Genomic DNA, 19,699 nt, shown 5'->3' on the forward strand with positions numbered 1-19,699 from the left:
AATGAGTTTAATATGCAAATAGTTCAACAAAAAGAGTAATTTAGATGATTATTAAAGGACTTTTTAATATTGGTATATGGATGCGCTTGTTGATATCATCAATACCCTTTCGAAAACGGAGGTGAGTGAATTTGCCTCGTTCATTAACCGGCAAAAGCAAAAAACGAAGCGAAAAGATCTGGAACTTTTCTGGCTCTTGCACAAAGAAGGGGAACTGAGCTCCGCTGAAGCAGTACGCCGACTATATCCCGATGGCAATCAGGTGGCTTATCATGCTTTGCGCAAGAAGCTGATGAAGCATCTGACCGATTTTATCTATTTTAAACAGCTACGGAATGATTATACGGCTGAAGCGTTGGTTTCGGCTGAGGTGGCCATGGCCCGGTACCTTAAGGAGTTTGATATTATTTATTTGGCCTGGAAGAAGCTTAAAAAGGCCGAGCAGCTGGCAGTGAATAATGAACTATATGCATTGGCCAATCAAATATGCCGGCTGCAGCTCGACATGCCTCTGGAGAAGCTCAACCAGCCAATGGATAAAATCTTATCCCGAAAGAAACGTTACCTGCAGCTGGCCATTGAAGACGATAAGATTGATACGGCTTACAAAGTTATTCAGCACCATTTGCAGCGCGCTAAAGTGGAAGGCGAAACAAGCAATTTGCAGCACATCATTGAGCAAACACTGGAAGAGTTTGAGCTCACGCAAGCCATCTCCAACAGGCCTTCGGTGGTGTACCGTTTGATGTCCATTGCGCGCAGTGCTGCCAAGTCGGGCAAAGCCTACTACCAGTTTGAGCCGGTTTTGTTACACTTCTATCGGAACATGGAGCTGGTGGCCAATCCATCAGCCAACGACAAAGTATATGTAGCCCGTTTGCAATACATGGTGGCCCATGCGCTGTTTCGTAATAAAAAGTTTAGCCAGTCTCTCGAATTCATTTACCAGCTAAGGGAACAAATGCGCCAGGTGGCCCGGAGTGAATACACACGTTTGTTACCACGCTTCACCCAGTTGTATTGTGCCTTGCGCTTTTTTACGGGACACATCAATGAGGCCATTCGCATGGTGGATGCCGCCTTTATGCAGAAGCTGCGATTGAAGCCGGAGGAGGTGCTTAACCTGAAACTGAATAAGGCCATCTATCATTTTTTCAATGGGGAATATAAGGTGGCCCTGAATGAGTTAATGAGTATTGAGCACAGCAATGCCTGGTGCACCAAAGTGGCGGGTATAGAGTGGGTTCTGAAGAAAGAACTTCTGGATTTATACATTCAATTTGAATTGGGTAAGCTCGATATTGCCTCCAACAAAATTCGTGGGTTACTCCGCCAGAAAGAGCTGTTTGAGAAGAGGCCCCAAATGGAGCGGGTGAAGGTGTTTCTGCAGTTGGTTAATCAGATCGTTGATGAGCCATCGGTGGCTTCTACCGCAGCTTTTAATGAGGCCGTTGAAGCATCTTTTGACTGGATACCCATTGAGCAGGAAGATTTACATGCTTCGGTGTACTATGCCTGGCTGAAATCAAAGATTGTGGGAAAGGAAGCCTACAAAGTGTTGCTCGATTTGGTTTTGATTGAGAATCAAAGTGTTTAACAAGCTTTGTGAGGAGTGGCAGATTATTCTAATTTTGCAGCATGGAAAATAATCAGGCAATAGTTCATCTGTCGGCTGCCAACCGAAATGCGTACCTGGAGTTAGAGGTTCCTGCCCGGTGGGTAAGCATCGAGGTATCGCGACACAACTGTAAGGATGTGCTGCTCGAAGTAGTAGATGAGAACGGCCAATCGAAAGGGAAGCCACTCGAAAAGTGCGTGCCTCAAATAAAAGCCAGCAATATTAAGGGCTTACGCTTTATGATGAATGATTTCAGCACCAAACCTATCGAAATTCAACTGACATGGAAATAAACAGTTTGGTAAAGTGGTTGTTTATAGCTCAAATACTTGTGTTAATGAGTTGTCAACAGCCGGGGCGTCATCCAATCTATCAATCGGGTGATGTTCTTTTCAGAGGGTATCAGAATGGTTCGCTATCGCAGGCCATTGATGCAGTAACGCAAACCGACCATAACCATCACTACACTCACATGGGCCTGGTTGAGGTGGCTGACGATACAGTGTGGGTGTGGCATGCCGCCCCGGATAAAGGCGTTTGTAAAGAGTTGCTTGTCGAATTTTGCCTGGAGGAAACAGACTCGGTTGTTGTTGGGCATTACCGCATTAAAGGCCTTACCGCCGAAAGCATCACACAGGCATTGGTGTTTGCCAATCAACAATGGGGGCAGCCCTACAATTACTCTTACATCCTGGAGGACGAGGGCTTTTATTGCTCCGAGTTTGTTTACGAAGCCTTTGCATCCGATTCGGTGTTTACCCTAAATCCAATGACCTTCGTCGATCCGCAAACCGGCGACTTTCATCAGGGCTGGAAGCACCATTACCAGGAGCTGGGAGTGGCCATTCCCGAAGGGGAGCCCGGCTGTAATCCCAATGGCATGGCTGCCAGCGAACGGCTGGAGTTTATCGGCTTTATTAACTAGGTATTTATTCTATTAGTTCTAAGTATTCTAACAAAGGTGTCTTTACTTCGTTCCGATATCAGAAGATAGGGAATCCAGATACACATGTAAATTACTCGACGAACTAAATCAAGGTTTGTTTCATTGTCAAAAGAGGCAATGTCGAAAGACGTGGCTATAATGTTGTCAATTACTATAAAGATGAAGTTAAGCGTGATGTAGGCTATAAAGACTCTTGGGAAAATAGAGCGTCTCTGATAAAACAGAATCACATTCAAGCACGAGAAAATAAGAAAAAGAATGTTGAATACCATTTCAATAATAATAAAAGTGCCTAGCTCCAAGGAGTATTCATCGGATGAGGCATTAAAAATATGCTCCCAATTGTTTAAGTGAAAATAGCCAATAGAATAGATTGAGTAACTTAGGATAAAGGGAGTAAGAGTCACCCCAAATGCGATTAACACAATCCATCCGCCAATAGGTCGGGATTCGTTATTTGAAAGTGGCGATGGCAAGTCGTAATTATACAGCTTAGATGCAAGATAAATGCCGAATATGCATGTGAAAATAGCGATTATTATCATTTGGATATTTAGACTCCCTGAAGTTGTGTTGTCAGTTAGTCCTCCATAGTTATATAATTCATAGGAGAGTTCGTCACCTACGTTTTCGTTTTTTACAATGAATTCTTGGTAATCTTCTTTATTAACCGACTTAGTGGTGGTTTGATAATCATAGGACAAGAAAATCGATTTACCATTCTTGATAATAGTGTTGTAGAAATTAAATCCTGGGCCATGAATCGATGACCTAGAATCGGAAATGGTCCACTCTTCAGGTAGATTTAAGATTAATTCTTGTCGGTAACGAAGCGGAAACTTTTGCCACATTGGGCTCTTTCGTTCCGGGTATACGGTTCGCGATATTTCGTAGTTTAGTGCTTTGGCACTAAAAAAAGCGGTAATCTTACTTGTTGTTGAATCCTCTCTGGACCATATGTTTTTGATCAGATAGGACTCTTTCACTTCGAAACTGTTATTAATACTATCGTCTTTAAAAGTCAATAACTTTAAAGTGTCTATTTGAGGATAAGTAGAGGCATAAAATTGCAAATATTGCTCTTGAATATCATTAGTAGTGCTGTTTTTAAAGTGTTGCCTGTTTATTTCTGCATCGTAACCTTTGTATCTTGTAGTAACATGTAGTCGGGCATTCCCGCTATAATCCTTTATTGAATATTCTTCCGTTATTTTGGTTTCATAAAACAGGTTTGAATTCACTCGAGTGAGGTCGGTGGTGTTGTCATTGATTAACAAGGCAAAGCCATAGTCCGGTATTATGTTCGTGGCTAATTGACCCACCTGACCTGTAATAGTAGGATCTATAAATAGGGTATCATTGTTGAGTATTACACAAGCTATGCAGTGGTCAAAGGCTTCAAAACCTGGCGGTTGATCACTTATTTTATCACTTAGATAAGTGTTAACCAAAGCGGGATAGGCTTCTATGCCAATTTTGTTGAGTAATGTTGTTAGAAGCCAGGACTTCTCTTTGCAATCACCTGATTTTCTTTTGAAGATTTCGTTAGGATTTCGCGGCTTAAAGCTATAGATGCCATCTTCATTGCCTAAGTAGCGAATATCATTCTGTATATACCTTACAATACTTCTGGCAATAGCTTCCTTGGATTGGTAGTTCTGCTTTTGTTCAGCTATAAAGGTGCTTAGTTCCTTTGATAAAGGTGCATCTGTTTTGTATAGTTCAGATATGTATTGAGCTAATTTATGCCAGCTGATTTTTGAACTGAATATGACTTGTTTGTAGGGGGTGAACCAGCCAGGGATATCATCTTCATAATCGATTACTTCAGGGTTTTGAATGTGCCACACAAATTGAGTGGTCTCTCCTTTGGTTTTTATGGATGGTTGCGAAGCATTGTTGATTAGTTTGTATTGGTATTGCGATTGATTATTGGTTTGAAACATTAAGTAGGTTTCACCAATTGGAATAGAATAATTGAGGTTGCAGGTATTGTAAAATAAGCCTTCTTTGATTGGGTTAAAGCCGGTAATGGAATATGCATATTCTATAACGTCACCAACTCTTAAATCCTGTATTTCAAGAAAGGAAGTAAGTCTTCCATCGATAATGCCACTTTCCAGTCGGGTTTCACGCCTCAGTATTTCAGGTTGCTGTTTTGATAGTACATCAATGGTTTCATTCTTGCGGATGATTTTGACATAGTGATAGTCTAGATTTTGATAGTTTTGATCGTAGTTGATGTTGATGGTTGAAGCTTCCGAAAGACCATTAGAATTGATGATTTTTATAGCATAATGAAAGAAGTCTTCTTCCTGGTCGATATTAACCTGGTTGTCATAAAGTAGGTAGAGGTATCCATTAGGTATTTCGTTATCACGGATGGAATGAGTACTGGAAAATGCAACCGGATTAATCCAATTGGGTGTATTTGAAAATGAATCAGCAACAGTACAACAAAACAATAAATAAAAGAGAAGTAGATTAGTTCGTAAGCTCATAAGAAAGTAAATTTGCGACTTAAAAATATAGTTTATTTACGAAACGAAGATTATATCTGATACTAATAATTATGAGTATACTACGAAACATAAAAAGTGACTACGAGGTTTACGAAAACGTAAGTCTGGAATGTCTGGTGGCTATCGAGCGCGACGATTGTAAGCAAATTAAGGCTTATCGGAAGAAGTACAAAGGGAAAGAGCCTTTACCCAGTCAAAAAGTTGAAGGCTATCAATTTGTGATGGACGAGGAGTTTGAGTCTTTAAAGATTGATTTCTCACAAAAGCTGCAGTTTGAGATTAAAGATTTGGTGAACGTAAAGGGCTAAACCTTTTCAGATGATGCCTGTTACATGCAGGTAACAATATTTGGTTGACATGAAACAAATCGTTCTGATAGCAGCTACTATTTATGGGGCCTTGGCAGTGGTATTGGGTGCACTTGGCGCTCATGCCTTAAAAAAAGTATTAACCGCGGCGCAGCTGCAAAGCTTTGAGGTAGGTGTGAAATACCAGATGTACCATGCCATTGTGCTTTTGGTGATTGGCTTCTTCTTAACTTTTGAAACGCGCCTGCAGCACCTGATGGGGTGGAGTTTTATTGCTGGTACGTTTTTGTTCTCATTTAGTATTTACCTGCTAAGTTTATCGCCTCTGATGGGAGTTAGCCTTAAATTTTTAGGGCCGGTAACACCTTTGGGAGGCTTGCTAATGATTTTGGGTTGGTGTTTGTTGTTCGTGCAAGTTTGGCGTGGCTAGCAGGCAGCCTTTGGTGCAGCACTGTTTGGTGGTCGGTCCATAAGGCTATGATTATTTATTTTTTACCCAGTCGTGGAGGTTGACATGGCTTTGCTTCAGCACTATTTTAGCACAAGGATGTAACTACTTGTTATGGCTGCAACAACACCTATTTGGCATCGAAATGAGCTTATTGTCGTTTTGGGCACAGTGTGGCTCCTGGCTTTTTGTTCAACGGTTGTTCGGGGGCAGGATAGAGCTCAGGATTTCAATCCCCTTGTGTTTGTGCAAGGCACTTATACCGATTGGGCAGACGCCCGCCATGCCGGCCTGCTTAAGTTTAGTATTTATGATAACCAGGTAGTGTTTTTTAAGGCCCAAAAAGGGGCTGGTGTGGACAAGCTCACTCCGGCCGATGTTAAACATTTTACCAATGGCAAGGCTGATGTGTATAGCCTGCCTGAGCTGAACCTGATTGGTCGAAATGGGAAAGAGAAGACCGTGCCGGCCTGTTTTGGCGTATTGCTAGAGGAAGGAACGGTTAACGCTTATGTGCTGCACATAACCAGGTTTGGCGGCGAGCCCGACCAATATATCGTTCTAAAACGTGCTAATCTTGATGCGGCAGGCGTAGTGGTGCCAGTCACCTTCAAACTGAAGAATGATCAGGTGAATACAGTCAGAGAGCAACTCGTTCAATTTTTTGGAGCAACAGGTTCTTTGCAGGCGCAATTGGATCAACTGGGTACTAAAGCCAATGGCTTTATCAATGTGCTGTCGATTGTGCAGCAGTATAACCAGACTGAATAGCGTGTGAGCAGCCACTTTAGCAGTTATCAGCTAAATTCGTCAAAGGCGATGTTGTCGTCCGGTACTCCCAGATTATAAAGCATCTTAAGGGTAGCTTCATGCATTTTAGGAGGGCCGCAAATGTAATACTCAATATCTTCAGGTTCTTCGTGTTGGCTTAAATACTGCTTGTAGATAATATCAGAAATAAACCCTGTATGACCAGTCCATTGGTCTTCGGGTTTGGGCGCAGACAAGGCTATTTCAAAACGAAAATTCGGAAACCTTTTTTCCAGTTGCCTGAAATCATCATCGTAGTAAATTTCTCTTCTGGAGCGGGCACCGTACCAATAGCCGATGGGGTATGGATATTGTTTGTTAAACAGCAAATCAAATATTTGCGAGCGTAAAGGGGCCATGCCGGCACCGCCGCCTATAAACATGATCTCCCGGGCTTTGGCCTTAACGTAGAACTCGCCGTAGGGCCCCGACATGGTGACTTTATCGCCTGGCTGGCGCGAGAATATGTAGGATGAACAGATGCCCGGATTTACCTTTTTAAAGTTATTTTGTTTGGTTAAAGGCGGGGTGGCAATGCGCACGTTAAGGGTCACTGTGTCGCCTTCGCCCGGGTAGTTGGCCATTGAGTACACGCGGTAAGTCTCTTCGTTATTGGTCATTTTCAGTTTCCACATATCCAGGTCGTTCCATTCGGCGGTGTATGGCTCGTTCACCACTATATCAGAGTAGTCGATGTTTATTTTAGGCACATAAATTTGGATATAGGCACCAGCCCTGAAGTCGAGTGTTTCGTGTTGAGGAAGCTCAATGATACACTCTTTAATAAAAGCCGCCACATTGCGATTGGAAACAACCCGGCACTCCCACTTTTTGATGCCTATAACTTCCTGGGGTATCTGTATTGAAACACTTTCCTGCACTTTGGTTTGGCAGGCGAGGCGCCAGTGGTTAAGTCGTTCTTTCCGGTTAAAGAAAATGGTTTCAGAGGGCAGTATGCTGCCACCACCCTTTGTAACTCTGCATTTACACATGCCGCAGGTGCCTTTACCTCCGCAGGCCGAGGGCAGCAATATATCGATGGCACTTAAGCTGTTGAGTAAGGTGGTGCCGGCGGCTATCTGCCACTGTTTATCTTCATTAATAGTGAGCGTTACCATGCCCTGGGCTGTTAGTTTGGCTTTGGCAACTAGCAACATCACCACAAATAGCATAATAATGATAAAGAATACCACCATGCTAAGCAGCACAACCGATAAAAGATACGGTGCCGGCATTATTTTTACAGCAAATTGTTTCCCTGTTTACTAATTACGCAAAAAACAGCCGCGTGTCAATATTAAAGTGCTCCTATTATTTGTTGTTTATGGCTCATCGGCAGTGAGCTAATTTGTCCTCTTGAGACGATGAGGTATTCTGGCAACATTAATGACTGTGCCCGGGTTACTAAAACGCCAATAAATTACGAGGTTAGTTCCTTCATTATACCTAACTTAAAGCTCCTGACAGAACAGGACTTTTGCTGTCCGATAAAAGTACTAATATGAAGCAGCGTATTCGTTTACTCCTTTCTCCTTCAGTTATTTGTTTACTGGTGCTATCCAGTGCGTTTTTTTTGCCCTTTAGTTTCTCTGCAGTCGATGAGCAATGGAAGGCTTCGTTTTGGCTGTTTATTTCCAACTCAGGAGGAGTGGTTGGGGTGCCGCTGATAACCATTGCATTTTGCGTAATCATTAGTTTGCATTACCAGGGCTTGAAAAATAAACTGCTGACCATTGTGATTTCGCTGCTGGTTTTTTCGGTAGTGTTAGGACTATTTGCGCGGCTTAACGAATTTTTTATCAAAGAACAGCTGCGGGTGGAACGGCCCAATATTAAGTATCTGAACCAGCACATGGGGTTCGACAGCCAAACATTTTACGCTTTCGAGGAAAAGGAAGAACGACAAGTGTTTATTGAGGGTTTTCTCGCGAACCAACCCAATAGAACCATTACCTACAATAGCAAGCCTGTGCAGCCAATTGTGCTTGAGCATTGGATAGATGAAACAGGCTATTCGTTTCCCTCGGGCCACTCTTTCAATGCTTTTCTGCTATCAACGCTGATGGCATACATTATTCTTTACATCTATTCGGACTTTAGGAGAAGGATGTTCTTTGTGTTGCCACTTGTATGGGCGGTTCTTGTAGCATTCTCCAGAGTCAATCTGGGGGTGCATTCACCTATTGATGTCAATGCAGGGGCTTTATTGGGAAGTGTTATTGGTTATCTGGTAATTGTAACCGGATTTATTGACCGGCAACTGATACAGAAGTAGATGTTGGGTTGGTGGTGGATGGCAGCAGAACGGATAGTGTTGGGAAATTGAACAAATCCGTTCTGTCATCTCTGGTGAGAGATTGCTGCTCACCTGATAAAAAGATGTTCGCTTCTTTCTTCAGGTCCACATTTTGTACCACTTATTGACCGGCTGTAAACCGGGTTAATTCTTCATTTCAAAAATTCTATATAAATCATATTCTTTCTGCTGATAGGGGTAGTCCCAGCAGCCCATGCGGTGGTAGATATCGCCTCCAAACCCTTTCTTAAAAACATGAACCCCGTGTAAAGGGTGCGATTTATTAAGGTTGGGTGCCGAACCAAACATGTCGTATTCGGTACATCCCAGCTGTTTAGCCATTTTGATGGATTCCCACTGAAGTAGGTAGCTTGCCATTGGTTTATTCTTGCAGGTTGAAGAGGCCCCAAACAGATAGGTGCCCCGCTGGTTGGAGAGTACCAAAAACATGGCGGCCAAAAATTCTCCATTGTAATCAGCCATTAACATTTTAACGTTGACACCATTTTTACTGTTGTCCTGATTCTTCAGAATGGTTGAAAAATAATCCTGATTTTGCATGGGCATATTGTGCCTGCTGGCTGTTTCTGTGTACAATTTATACCAATCGTTCATGTGCTCAATTCCATACTCACGCACATTAATTCCCTTTTTTAGGGCCTGCTTTACGTTGTACCTGGTGTTGTACCGCATGTTATAAAGCAAATCCTGTTCATTGTGGGTCAAATCCAGAAAGAAGGTGTTTTTGGGTAAATTGTCGACAACACTTTTCTTGAGTTTTCCGTTGATGGTGTTGAAATTTACTCGATATTCCTGTGTGTGAATAGGAGGAGGGCCCACCCAGTTGCCCGAATTATCAAAGTAGTCATCTTCTGCTGCCCATTGGTTTTCCCAGTTAAGATCATAGCGAATAAAAATACAGTTGCCGGGCAGGTAGGATCTCAAAGCCTCAGATAGCTGCTCCAGAAATATGCCCTGATTTTCATAACTCGGCTCTATCTCGGGCCCATAAGGCACGTAGGCAAAACAACGGTTACCATCAATGTAATTAATTAAGATGAGTAGGTCGTCGTCTTTTTTTTCCAGAGAGCTTCCATTGCTTAGCAATACTTTTTTCGAAATTGTTAATTCAAATCCTTTTGGTATAAAACCTTGCTCTTTTTTTACACGTCCCCAGAACGGAGTTTGAGGTAAAATATTTGTAGCTCTTAGCTCTTCAAGGTCTTTTTTCTCTAACTCGCAAAACATCTTTTTTTTACAAAGCTACAAACAATAAGCGGGCGTAAATATTTATGTAGAGTAATGATTTTAAAGAATTCTTAAATATTCTTTAATGGGTATTGGACTCAGGCATGGCTTTTTGAAGCTTTGCTGATGAGCTTAAATAGTTGATTAGTAAATAAAAGAAATGACACTAAGCCCTGGGAGTGAATCATTCATGCGGCAGTTGCTAAGCAGGAGCGTCTGGCGTGTTGGCGCTTTTGGGTGGTGAGTTCTAGTAGCTAAATGTGTTAAATTATATTAAATATAGAAGCGCATACAATGCTGTGCCATGCTGGTATTTATTTCTCACACGGTTACACGACTGGTGTTGTATTGAATTGAGATTATATAAGTAGGCTAACTAAGAGTTGACAGGTGACTATTATCAGGCTTGCCATCTTTTTTCATGGTTCTAAGTATGAAATCCCTTTTGATAGAGTAGAAAATTCTAACCTTTGATGCGTATTGATTGATACAAGTAAAGATGCTTAGAGAGGCAATAGGACAGATATAGAATAATTTGCCTCTCTAAGCTTTTAAAAATACGCTTATTGAATCACCTTCTTTTCCTGCTTTGGATATTTGCCTGGCAGTATAAAGTTGGTTTGATCGGACTTAGTAATACAAATCACAGCTATTTCTTACGCTTGAGTAGCTCTGTAATTTCTTTAAAGCCTCTTACTTCAGCATGCTGAAGTGGTGTAATGCCATTGTTGTCAGCAATATCTAACTGAGCGCCTGCTTCTTTCAGTATTTGCACAATTTGCTGGTATTTTTTGCTGCCATCACCCAAAATAACAGCTTCCATCAGGGCTGTCCAGCCAAGGCGGTTAATGTGGTTGATGGGAAAGTTTTTGGTATTTGCCAAAAGACGAACCGTTTCCACATGGCCGCGTTCACAGGCAGGTATCAGTGCAGAACCATGGTAGCGGTTGAAAATATCGAACCGGGCGCCATGGTCTAAAAAAAGCTGAACCAACTCTGTTTGCCCGCTTGCTCCGGCATACAGAAAAGGGCTGTCTAAATTATCGGCCTGCTGATTAACGTCGGCACCGTGCTTCACCAGTAAGGCGGCCATCTCCGTAAGGCCTTCTTGCGTTGCAATTAACAGCAGGGAGCGCTGATTATTATCGCTTGTATTAACATTGGCGCCTTTGTTAAGTAAATCCGCAACGCCTTCTATGTTATTGGTTTGTACAAACACAATTATATCTGTCTCGTTGAATATCATCTTAGTCGTTTTTGAATAGCACAATACTGATGTGGCTGCAAGTAGCAGGGTAAAAATCAGAACTCTCATTATTCGTCTGGTTAATAAACTACATTTCCTTTGTAAATCAAGGATTGAATGGGCGACATACGTGCGATTACCTCTGCCGAACAGCTGGCATCTACTAATACCAGGCTGGCCTCGTCTCCTTCCTTGGGCCATTGACGATTACCTTTGTCATCAAGCGGCATAGGGCCGGCTGTGGCCAGTTTTAACATTCTCGATAGATTAAACTCAGTTACCTGTCCGTATAATTGGGCCGCCAGGTTGGTTTTATGCAACACACTTCCTGTGCCAAAGGTGTTCCAATGGTCCACAATACTATCATTGCCCGTCATTACCTTAACACCGTGCTTAAACAGCGTGGGGATAGGCATAACCAATCGGCCGAATGGGATGGTTGAGATGATTCCAATTTGTGCTTCTGCCAGTTTTACAGCCATTTCTTCTTGTTTTGCGGCATCCAGCTTGCCTAGAACAAAACAGTGACTCAAATAGGTTTTACCTTTTAGTACTGGATTTTCATTGACTTTATCGATCAGGTATTCAGCTGTTTTTAAGCCGGATTCGCCTGTTTCATGCAGGTGGATATCGATGCCTTTATTGTGGTCCAATGCCAGTTGAATGGTGAAGTCCATTGTTTTTTCAATGGCTCCGTCAATCGTATATGGATCAACGCCACCAATGAAATCGATGTCTGTTTGAGCCGCTTCTTTCATGTAGGCCGCTGAATCGGTATAGAAGACGCCATGTTGAGGGAAGGCCACCAGCTCAGCTCCAAAACTATTCTGCTTATTGGCAAGGGCCGCCTGCAGATTCTTGAGCGATTGCAGTTTCGACGTGGGCTCAATGTTGACCTGGCTGCGTGCAAAAGCGGTTCCCTTCGATTGCAGCAGTTCAATCATTTTTTCGGCTTTGTAAGTAGAGTTCTCCAGCAAGTCGGGTAATATCTGCTGTTCCAATGCGATCATCCCTTTTATGCCACCTTTTCTTTTTGCTACTGCCTGCCATCTATCGCCGTATAATGTTTTGTCCAGGTGGATGTGCATGTCTTTAAAGGAGGGAAGCATCAGCATTCCTTTGGCATCAATGGCTTTGTTGTTATTTGGCTTGTTGGCGCTTATTTTTTTTATTTTTCCATTTTCTATTTCAACAGCGAAAAGCTTTGTTTTTGTGGCGCTCACTTCGCCCTCTTCATATTCAAAGCCCGTTTCGAGGCGTACATTCTTTAGAACATAATGACCAGTTGACAGGTCCTTTTCTTTAAGTTTGGGATTGCTTGCTTGTGTGTTCATTAGTAGTGGAGTGAGTGTTAGTCCTGCAATGCTTAATGCTGAATTTCTGATGAAATCCTTGCGTGTTATGTTTGTCTGTTTCATGCCTGATTCATTTCTTGTTTTTGCAGCTTTATGCTGATTGATTGTAAAAACCCCTGATACTGACAAAGGTAAAGCTCCCGGTGGCATTAACACGTGAACGATTTCTTTCAATAGTTGTAAATTTTATCACTTTTCGCGAAACGCAGAAGGGGGCATGCCAATTTTATTTTTAAAGAAATTTGAAAAATGGGCATGGTCGGTAAATCCCAATTCAAACGCTATTTCTTTGATGGAAAGGGGAGTGCTTTGTAAAAGCCTTTTGGCTTCGGTACATACGCGTTGTTGAATCAGTTGGGTGGCGGGTATTTTAAGGTGTTTTTTCGACAGGATGTTCAGGTAATTGGCTGAAATATGAAGTTGATCGGCGTAGAAAGTAACATTTTTCTGCTCCTTAAAGTACTCATCAATCAGCATGTTAAACCTGGCCAGCCTCGGATTGGATTGATAGACTTTAAATTCCGTAAACTCATTTTCGGCTTCCCTGCTCACTATGGCAGCAATTACGGCAGCACGGGCGCTGATGAGTTGTGCCAGTGAGTTGTTTCTTTTTAGTTCTTCTTTAATGGCATTGAACTCATAAAGTAGCTGGTTAAACGCTTTCTCGGTTAATTGAATAACCGGATGGCTTTGGTAGTTGGTAAATGAATACCTGAAATAAGGTGCAAAATGTTCGAAAAATGGTTGAGCCACCATGAGTTGATCGCCAACGGTTTCTGCTTTTATATCCCATTTATGAATTTGTCCCGGAAAAAGCACATGCACTTCGCGGTCGCCCACTGCATAATCCACCGAATCGATATTGTGGATGCCCCGGCCATGGGTAAATAGAATGATGATAAAAAAATCATGTTTATGTGGCTTTTCTATATGCCTTTCGCCATTTAGCTCATTAAAAATAATTTCTTCTCTTCCGGCTAGTTGTCCTTTTCTGAATTCTTCTAGGTTGATAACAGGTATTGAGCCCTTTTTTTCGTTTAGCATAATGGTAAACCTATAAGGTGTAATAAAGCATGATGTATTATGTCTTACGCAGCAAGTTTGTGCCCGCCAACGTCCACGAGTATATGAAATGTATTAAAAAAATCTGGAAAATGCCCAATGCGTTAGAAAGAGGACATAGGTTGCTACAATGCAACCGGTTTAATTATCAGCCGTATTGTCTAACACGTTTGTAAGTATTATTTTGACTTTATGGTTTTGTCAATTCCCGGATTAAGCCTTTAAATATTAGGCCATGCAGAGGTAGTACAAAATACCAGTACATTCGCCCCAATAGTCCTTTAGGGCGGAATGTGGCTGTTTGAATGAGCTGGCCCTCCTGAATATGAAACTCCAGCCAGGCATCTCCGGGCAGCTTCATTTCTGCAAATAACAGTAAGCGCATTTCCGACTTACTGGCATACAGTACTCGCCAAAAATCCAGTGTATCGCCAGCTTTGATGCTGTTCAGGTTGGTACGGCCTCTTCTCAGGCCCACACCCCCAAACAGTTTATCAATCAGCCCCCTTAGTCTCCATAGCCAATCGGCATAATACCACCCTGTTGAACCGCCTATTTGCCAAATTTTTTCAAGGCAGCGAGGTGGATTGGCTACCGGTTTTATGCGAATGTCTTTGTAGCAGCCAAACTGCGGCACCTTAATGTAATCTGAGATTTTAAAATTAAGTCTTCCGCTAATGGTGGAATCTTTCCAGCTGGAAACAATTTCGTTTTGTTCTATCTTTTTAAATGCCTGCTTAATGCAGTCTTTATAAGGTAAGGGCTCGAGCTTGAGTATTTTATTGATTTCGTCATCTTTGGCTATTACTTCTACTTTCATACTGTCAACCAATGATACAGCTAGCTTGTAGGAGGTTGAGGTGACAAAGTACAGCCAATACGATGATAGTTTTGGTGTCATCAGTGGTATTGTCCAAATGTATCTTTTTAGGCCCCGAACTTCGGCAAAAGCCAAAAGCATTTCTTTGTAGGTAAGAATATCTCTGCCGGCAATGTCATAGCTTTTATTAAATACCTGCTCTTTATCAATCAGGCCGGTTAGTATTTTAATCACGTCTGATATTCCGATGGGTTGACACTTTGTTTTTAACCATCGCGGAGCAACCATTACCGGCAATTTCTCAACTAAATCGCGAATGATCTCAAATGATGCACTGCCAGAGCCGATGATGATGCCCGCCCGAACGGTGGTGAGTGCATATGTTCCCCGGCCTAATTCAATTTCTACATTTTTTCGTGAGTTAAGGTGTTTTGATAGGGTTTGGGAGTTGACAATGCCGCTTAAATAAATGACTTGTTTTGCATTGGTGGTGTTGAGCGTTTCTCTGAAATTGATTGCCGATACTTTTTCCAGTTCGCTGTAATTTTTGGAGGTGGACATGGAGTGAACCAGGTAATAGGCAACATCAATACTTTGGGGTATTCTGCTAAGCTTGTCTTTTTGAGTCAGGTCTATTTCAATAACTTCAATTTTCTGTTTGATTGAGCTTTCTACATGAAATTTGCTTTTATCCCGAACGCAACAAATAACCGTATGGCCTTTGTCAACCAACACAGGGAGCAGTCTTTTTCCAATATACCCGGTGGCGCCGGTTAGCAAAATTCTCATGATGGTGATTTTTTAGTACGTGCATTGCGTAAGCAGGAGCAAGCAGTGATAGTTGCATGCTCCTGTTAAAAATAAGGCTAAGTTTTGAGAATGAAAAGGGCAATTTTGTGCTCTGGGCCTTAAAAGCGCTGAAGCCGTCATTTTAATCCCAGGTATCTCAGGGCGATGCCCCATATGAATGCTCGTTCGACTGTTTTATTGGCTTTTGTGTTCAGATAACTGAAATGCGACTTCTTTTTAGTTATTGGAATAGTTCAGCAAGCTTAGGAAAACCAGAGTTGCGTGCAACATCTTTGGCTGTATATCCTTTGTTGTTAACAATGTGCTTGTCGGCGCCAATGGTTATCAAGAGTTTCACAATGTCTAAGCGCCCTCTTGCGCAAGCATTGCTTAATGGGGTGTCGCCATCCTTGTCAACGGCATTAATGTTGGCTCCCTGGTCAATCAGGTATTTGGCAACGTCAATATGTCCTTTTCCGCAGGCTACAGCCAAAGCCGTGGCCTCATCTTTAGCCCGGGCATCAATGTCGGCCCCATTTTCAACCAAGAGCTTTACAACATTGAGGTGCCCGTTTCGTGCTGCATTTCTCAAAGGACTTAAATGGTACTGGTTGTTATTGTAATTCACATCCGCACCATGTTGAATAAGCAGATGGGCGAGCTCAGTCTTTCCGTTTAAGGTGGGAATAAAAATGGGTGTTGTTCCTCCTTTAGTAGGAGCATTAGGGTTGGCGCCCTTATTTAATAAAATGTTCATCGAAACGGTATCGGGTATTAAGGCAGCTTTCCACAAAGCAGTGACTCCATCTGCATTGGGTTTATCAAGCTTCGCTCTCTTTTTGATCAGGCGCTCTAATTCATCGTGGTCTCTGTTTTCGATGGCTTCAAATAGCGATTGAGAGAAGGTGGTGGAACTCCAAAAAATTCCTGCGATTAAAATTAAAAATACTTTCATGTGCGTGTTGTTGTCTGTTATATAAATGTTTATTGTTTTCAGGTGCTTACTAAAGCGGATTGTGTTCGGGTTTTAGTTTTGCCAGCGTATAGGCTGAAAAGGCAATGTATCCGAAAACAACTATTCCGAAAAGACGCTGTGTGAGGCCGCGTTTTTCCATCGGATCTAAGCCGGCAATCATAGCCCAGAAATAGAGAAAAATAACGACTGTGGCCAGGATTGAAAGCGTTTCTGTTGCTTTTGTCCTGTTTTTATCTCGTAACTCGTATAGGAAAGCAAGGGGAAGAAGCATAATGGACAGACCAATGCCATATAGCCCGTGCCAGGGGGAACCAATTTTATAGCAAGCCCCAAATAGAAATGTTAATCCGAAAATACCAATTAGCAGGGCTGTGAGCAGAAATTGCCTCTTGAATTTCAGGAGTAAGCCAAGACTATAAAAAATCAGTGCTAGTCCGGTAGTGAAAATGCCAATTGTAAAAATCTTTACCGCCGTTTGTTCATTATTAACAGCCAGTTCGCTTGCGTGTTGTCCAATATGGCTGTAATTTGATGCAAACAGGCTGGCGATAATCACTGTTCCAAAATACAGGATGGGTACATAGATGGCTTGTTTAATGAGAAGATTTTTCATGGTGCTAGTATTTTCTTTGAGGTAGTGAATAAAAACCAAGGCTTTTGTTCGTTTGCTGTTTGGATGTTTCCTTGCTTGTAACCGCCATTGGTGCTTATTTTTTGAGGAAAATTACAATACTCTATAATGTGCCATGCGGTTAATGTTAATTGTAAATTATAAAGATGTAAAATATTATTTTAGATAGAAAGTATTTCGCCGAATGGACGGTGCTAAAGGCAAGCAGGCTTCTCTTGTTTATGGCTAAAGATACTTACAGTCTTTCTGATAAGGATGTTACCTGTGCAAAATTCAATGCGCCATCTCCTTGAAAATGGTCATTAACTTATTTGGAACATTATTTACAGAAGGAGGTGTGTGCATGACATAGTTTGTGTTAATGACAATACGCCTGGCAGGAAAAGTGATGTTGTTCGGATTTAAACATCTACAGATTATTGGACCGTAAGTTAGGAAGGCGATGGGCTAATGGAATTGAGGTTGTGAGGGTTATGAGGTTTGCGCCTGTATTGTTGGCGGCATGCTGGATAATCACATCTGAAATGGTGCTTTGGGAGTTGGTAAGTGTCTGAAAACAGTTTTCAAATAAATTCAGCATAATACTTATAAATTATAAGCAAATAATTCCTCCATCTGATTTTTTATAAAATGTTTGGGCAGGTTTTGTAGAATGCTTTTAATTAAAGAAATAAATCCTGAATTTTCATTTTTTTAACATTTAAAAGGCCAACTTATCAGTTGTAGTATATATTTTTGACAGCACAAATGACAATTAAAGAATTTTTGGTGTAATTGTAAACTATCTGTATTTATGAAAGTATCTGAAAAGATTGAGCTACTTAAAAAGAGACGTGAAGAAGTCCAAAAAATGGGCGGCGATGCACGTGTAGCAAAGCAGCATGAAAAAGGCAAGCTGTCGGCTCGTGAGCGTCTTGACGTTCTTTTTGACGAAGGTAGCTTTAGAGAGGTTGACATGTTTGTAGAGCATCGCTCAGTAAACTTTGGTCTCGACAAAGTTGAGGTGCCTTCAGATGGTGTAATTGTGGGGCACGGTTTAGTAAACGGTCGTCCTGTATTTGCCTACTCTCAGGATTTTACCTCTCGTGGTGGGTCTTTAGGGGAAATGCATGCCGCTAAAATTTGCAAAATAATGGATTTGGCCGTTAAAGCAGGCGCTCCTGTTGTTGGGTTAAACGACTCTGGTGGTGCGCGTGTTGAAGAAGGTGTAGATGCATTAAAAGGCTACGGTGAGATTTTTATGCGTAACTCGCGTGCATCAGGCGTTATCCCACAAATTTCAGCCATTATGGGGCCTTGTGCTGGTGGAGCTGTTTATTCTCCGGCAATGACTGATTTCATCTTTATGGTGAAAAAGCAGAGCCACATGTTTATTACCGGACCAAACGTTATTAAAACGGTAACCGGTGAGGAGACAACACTGGAGGAGTTAGGTGGTGCTATGGTGCATAACTCAAAAAGCGGTAACGCACATTTCGCCTGCGACAGTGATGAAGATACAATTGAAGCTATAAAAGAACTGTTAGAGTTCTTACCAAATAATAATTTAGAAGAAGCTCCTCAAATTCCTATGGGCGATGATCCGACCCGTCAGTGTGAAGAGCTGGATACAATTATACCAGATGATCCAAAAACACCTTATGACATGGTAGCTGTTATCGAGTCGGTACTTGATAATGGTGAATTCATGCAGGTGCACGAACACTATGCTGAAAATGCTATTGTTGGTTTTGGTCACTTAAATAACCGTTCAGTAGGTATCATCGCCAACCAGCCAATGATTCAGGCCGGTTGCTTGGATATCGATGCTTCGGATAAGATTTCGCGTTTCGTACGTACCTGTGATGCTTACAACATTCCAATGATCACATTTGTAGATGTACCAGGTTACCTGCCAGGTGTAGCTCAGGAGTGGGATGGAATTATTCGTCACGGGGCTAAATTACTTTGGTCATACGCCGAAGCTACCGTACCTAAGTTCACGGTTGTAACCCGTAAAGATTATGGTGGTGCTTACTTGGCGATGTGTTCGAAGCCTCTGGGAGCCGACATGGTGTTTGCATGGCCTTCAGCCGAGATTGCTGTAATGGGTGCTAAAGGTGCCGTTGAAGTGATTTCGACTTACCGCAAGCAAATTTCAGAAGCAGAAGATCGTCAGGCAATGACGGATGCGAAGATTAAAGAATACGAAGACGCATTTAACGTGCCTTACCTGGCTGCTAAGCGTGGTTATATTGATGATGTTATCCTGCCAAGTGAAACAAGGCAGCGCCTGATCGATGCACTTGAAGTGATGTCGACTAAGACTGAGGTGTTACCTCCTAAGAAGCACGGAAACATTCCATTGTAAAACAATTGTACTATGACAGCAAGAGAAAAAAAGAGAAGAGCGGCAATGATCGCTGTAGCTTATTACCTTGAGCAGGAAGCAGCTAAAAATAATGAAGTAACAACTGTTAATTCATGGAAAGCGGCCGGAAAAGAGGTGATAATGAATAACCGGGCTATGGTACAGCGTCGTGGTCGTTTATTACGTTCTCGCGCTTAAGGTAAGAAAAGTAGTAACAGGCAGAGGGCAGAAGTGAGTGAACGAACACTTGGCACTGCACACTATGCACTTTAAA

General features: G+C 42.1%; 19 protein-coding genes. 9 read left to right on the forward strand and 10 right to left on the reverse strand.

Features of this window, described 5'->3' with window-relative positions; all coding sequences use genetic code 11:
* The first annotated feature begins 76 nt into the window (after window positions 1-76).
* Genes ACSX1H_RS10245 through ACSX1H_RS10255 form a run of 3 tightly spaced genes read left to right on the forward strand, consistent with a single transcriptional unit; the run spans window position 77 to window position 2,543 of the window.
* Entirely contained in the window at window positions 77-1,597 is a 1,521-nt protein-coding gene (locus ACSX1H_RS10245; protein ID WP_439183775.1) for a hypothetical protein, read from the forward strand.
* 41 nt (window positions 1,598-1,638) lie between these two features.
* Window positions 1,639-1,911 carry a hypothetical protein gene (locus ACSX1H_RS10250; RefSeq protein ID WP_439183776.1) on the forward strand — a complete coding sequence of 91 codons (273 nt, stop codon included), beginning with the start codon at window positions 1,639-1,641 and terminating at the stop codon, window positions 1,909-1,911.
* A gap of 44 nt (window positions 1,912-1,955) precedes the next feature.
* On the forward strand, window positions 1,956-2,543 hold the full coding sequence (locus tag ACSX1H_RS10255; protein WP_439183777.1) for a YiiX/YebB-like N1pC/P60 family cysteine hydrolase: 588 nt from the start codon (window positions 1,956-1,958) through the stop codon (window positions 2,541-2,543).
* Here the strand turns inward: ACSX1H_RS10255 and ACSX1H_RS10260 are convergent.
* On the reverse strand, window positions 2,540-5,065 hold the full coding sequence (locus tag ACSX1H_RS10260) for a DUF3857 domain-containing protein (protein WP_439183778.1): 2,526 nt from the start codon (window positions 5,063-5,065) through the stop codon (window positions 2,540-2,542). The two genes, ACSX1H_RS10255 and ACSX1H_RS10260, sit on opposite strands and share 4 nt — an antisense overlap.
* A 71-nt stretch (window positions 5,066-5,136) precedes the next feature.
* On the opposite strand from ACSX1H_RS10260, the gene ACSX1H_RS10265 reads away from it, so the two are divergent.
* The 3 genes from ACSX1H_RS10265 to ACSX1H_RS10275 all read left to right on the forward strand — a co-directional run bounded on the left by ACSX1H_RS10265 (window position 5,137) and on the right by ACSX1H_RS10275 (window position 6,613).
* Window positions 5,137-5,394, forward strand: a complete 258-nt coding sequence (locus ACSX1H_RS10265; protein WP_439183779.1) for a hypothetical protein — start codon at window positions 5,137-5,139, stop codon at window positions 5,392-5,394.
* A gap of 49 nt (window positions 5,395-5,443) precedes the next feature.
* Window positions 5,444-5,824 (forward strand): DUF423 domain-containing protein, encoded by a 381-nt coding sequence (locus ACSX1H_RS10270; protein WP_439183780.1) that lies wholly within the window; start codon window positions 5,444-5,446, stop codon window positions 5,822-5,824.
* A gap of 132 nt (window positions 5,825-5,956) precedes the next feature.
* Window positions 5,957-6,613 (forward strand): hypothetical protein, encoded by a 657-nt coding sequence (locus ACSX1H_RS10275; RefSeq protein ID WP_439183781.1) that lies wholly within the window; start codon window positions 5,957-5,959, stop codon window positions 6,611-6,613.
* Window positions 6,614-6,639: 26 nt separating this feature from the next.
* On the opposite strand, the gene nqrF is transcribed toward ACSX1H_RS10275, so the two are convergent.
* Complete coding sequence (nqrF, locus tag ACSX1H_RS10280) at window positions 6,640-7,887, reverse strand: NADH:ubiquinone reductase (Na(+)-transporting) subunit F (protein ID WP_439183782.1); 1,248 nt, start codon at window positions 7,885-7,887, stop codon at window positions 6,640-6,642.
* Window positions 7,888-8,153: 266 nt separating this feature from the next.
* Here nqrF and ACSX1H_RS10285 point away from each other — a divergent pair, with 266 nt between their 5' ends.
* Window positions 8,154-8,927 (forward strand): phosphatase PAP2 family protein, encoded by a 774-nt coding sequence (locus ACSX1H_RS10285; protein ID WP_439183783.1) that lies wholly within the window; start codon window positions 8,154-8,156, stop codon window positions 8,925-8,927.
* On the opposite strand, the gene ACSX1H_RS10290 is transcribed toward ACSX1H_RS10285, so the two are convergent.
* The 8 genes from ACSX1H_RS10290 to ACSX1H_RS10325 all read right to left on the reverse strand — a co-directional run bounded on the left by ACSX1H_RS10290 (window position 8,899) and on the right by ACSX1H_RS10325 (window position 17,057).
* Window positions 8,899-9,057 (reverse strand): hypothetical protein, encoded by a 159-nt coding sequence (locus ACSX1H_RS10290; protein ID WP_439183784.1) that lies wholly within the window; start codon window positions 9,055-9,057, stop codon window positions 8,899-8,901. The two genes, ACSX1H_RS10285 and ACSX1H_RS10290, sit on opposite strands and share 29 nt — an antisense overlap.
* A gap of 35 nt (window positions 9,058-9,092) precedes the next feature.
* A complete protein-coding gene (locus tag ACSX1H_RS10295; protein ID WP_439183785.1) occupies window positions 9,093-10,196 on the reverse strand; it encodes a lipid II:glycine glycyltransferase FemX in 1,104 nt (367 codons plus the stop codon).
* A 649-nt stretch (window positions 10,197-10,845) separates the two neighbouring features.
* Window positions 10,846-11,511 carry an ankyrin repeat domain-containing protein gene (locus tag ACSX1H_RS10300; protein ID WP_439183786.1) on the reverse strand — a complete coding sequence of 222 codons (666 nt, stop codon included), beginning with the start codon at window positions 11,509-11,511 and terminating at the stop codon, window positions 10,846-10,848.
* Window positions 11,512-11,522: 11 nt separating this feature from the next.
* A complete protein-coding gene (locus tag ACSX1H_RS10305; protein ID WP_439183787.1) occupies window positions 11,523-12,860 on the reverse strand; it encodes an amidohydrolase in 1,338 nt (445 codons plus the stop codon).
* 126 nt (window positions 12,861-12,986) lie between these two features.
* On the reverse strand, window positions 12,987-13,841 hold the full coding sequence (locus tag ACSX1H_RS10310) for a helix-turn-helix domain-containing protein (protein ID WP_439183788.1): 855 nt from the start codon (window positions 13,839-13,841) through the stop codon (window positions 12,987-12,989).
* Window positions 13,842-14,049: 208 nt separating this feature from the next.
* The gene (locus tag ACSX1H_RS10315) at window positions 14,050-15,468 is read right to left on the reverse strand and encodes an SDR family oxidoreductase (protein WP_439183789.1); all 1,419 of its coding nucleotides are present in this window, start codon (window positions 15,466-15,468) and stop codon (window positions 14,050-14,052) included.
* A 241-nt stretch (window positions 15,469-15,709) separates the two neighbouring features.
* Window positions 15,710-16,423 carry an ankyrin repeat domain-containing protein gene (locus ACSX1H_RS10320; RefSeq protein ID WP_439183790.1) on the reverse strand — a complete coding sequence of 238 codons (714 nt, stop codon included), beginning with the start codon at window positions 16,421-16,423 and terminating at the stop codon, window positions 15,710-15,712.
* A 49-nt stretch (window positions 16,424-16,472) separates the two neighbouring features.
* Window positions 16,473-17,057 carry a DUF998 domain-containing protein gene (locus ACSX1H_RS10325; RefSeq protein WP_439183791.1) on the reverse strand — a complete coding sequence of 195 codons (585 nt, stop codon included), beginning with the start codon at window positions 17,055-17,057 and terminating at the stop codon, window positions 16,473-16,475.
* 811 nt (window positions 17,058-17,868) lie between these two features.
* Between ACSX1H_RS10325 and ACSX1H_RS10330 the strand changes: the two genes are divergently transcribed.
* Window positions 17,869-19,425, forward strand: a complete 1,557-nt coding sequence (locus tag ACSX1H_RS10330) for an acyl-CoA carboxylase subunit beta (RefSeq protein WP_439183792.1) — start codon at window positions 17,869-17,871, stop codon at window positions 19,423-19,425.
* Between the two features lie 12 nt (window positions 19,426-19,437).
* Window positions 19,438-19,623 carry a hypothetical protein gene (locus ACSX1H_RS10335; RefSeq protein WP_439183793.1) on the forward strand — a complete coding sequence of 62 codons (186 nt, stop codon included), beginning with the start codon at window positions 19,438-19,440 and terminating at the stop codon, window positions 19,621-19,623.
* The last annotated feature ends 76 nt before the right edge of the window (window positions 19,624-19,699 follow it).

The organism is Carboxylicivirga taeanensis, assembly GCF_051851475.1.
GTDB classification, from domain to species: domain Bacteria; phylum Bacteroidota; class Bacteroidia; order Bacteroidales; family Marinilabiliaceae; genus Carboxylicivirga; species Carboxylicivirga taeanensis.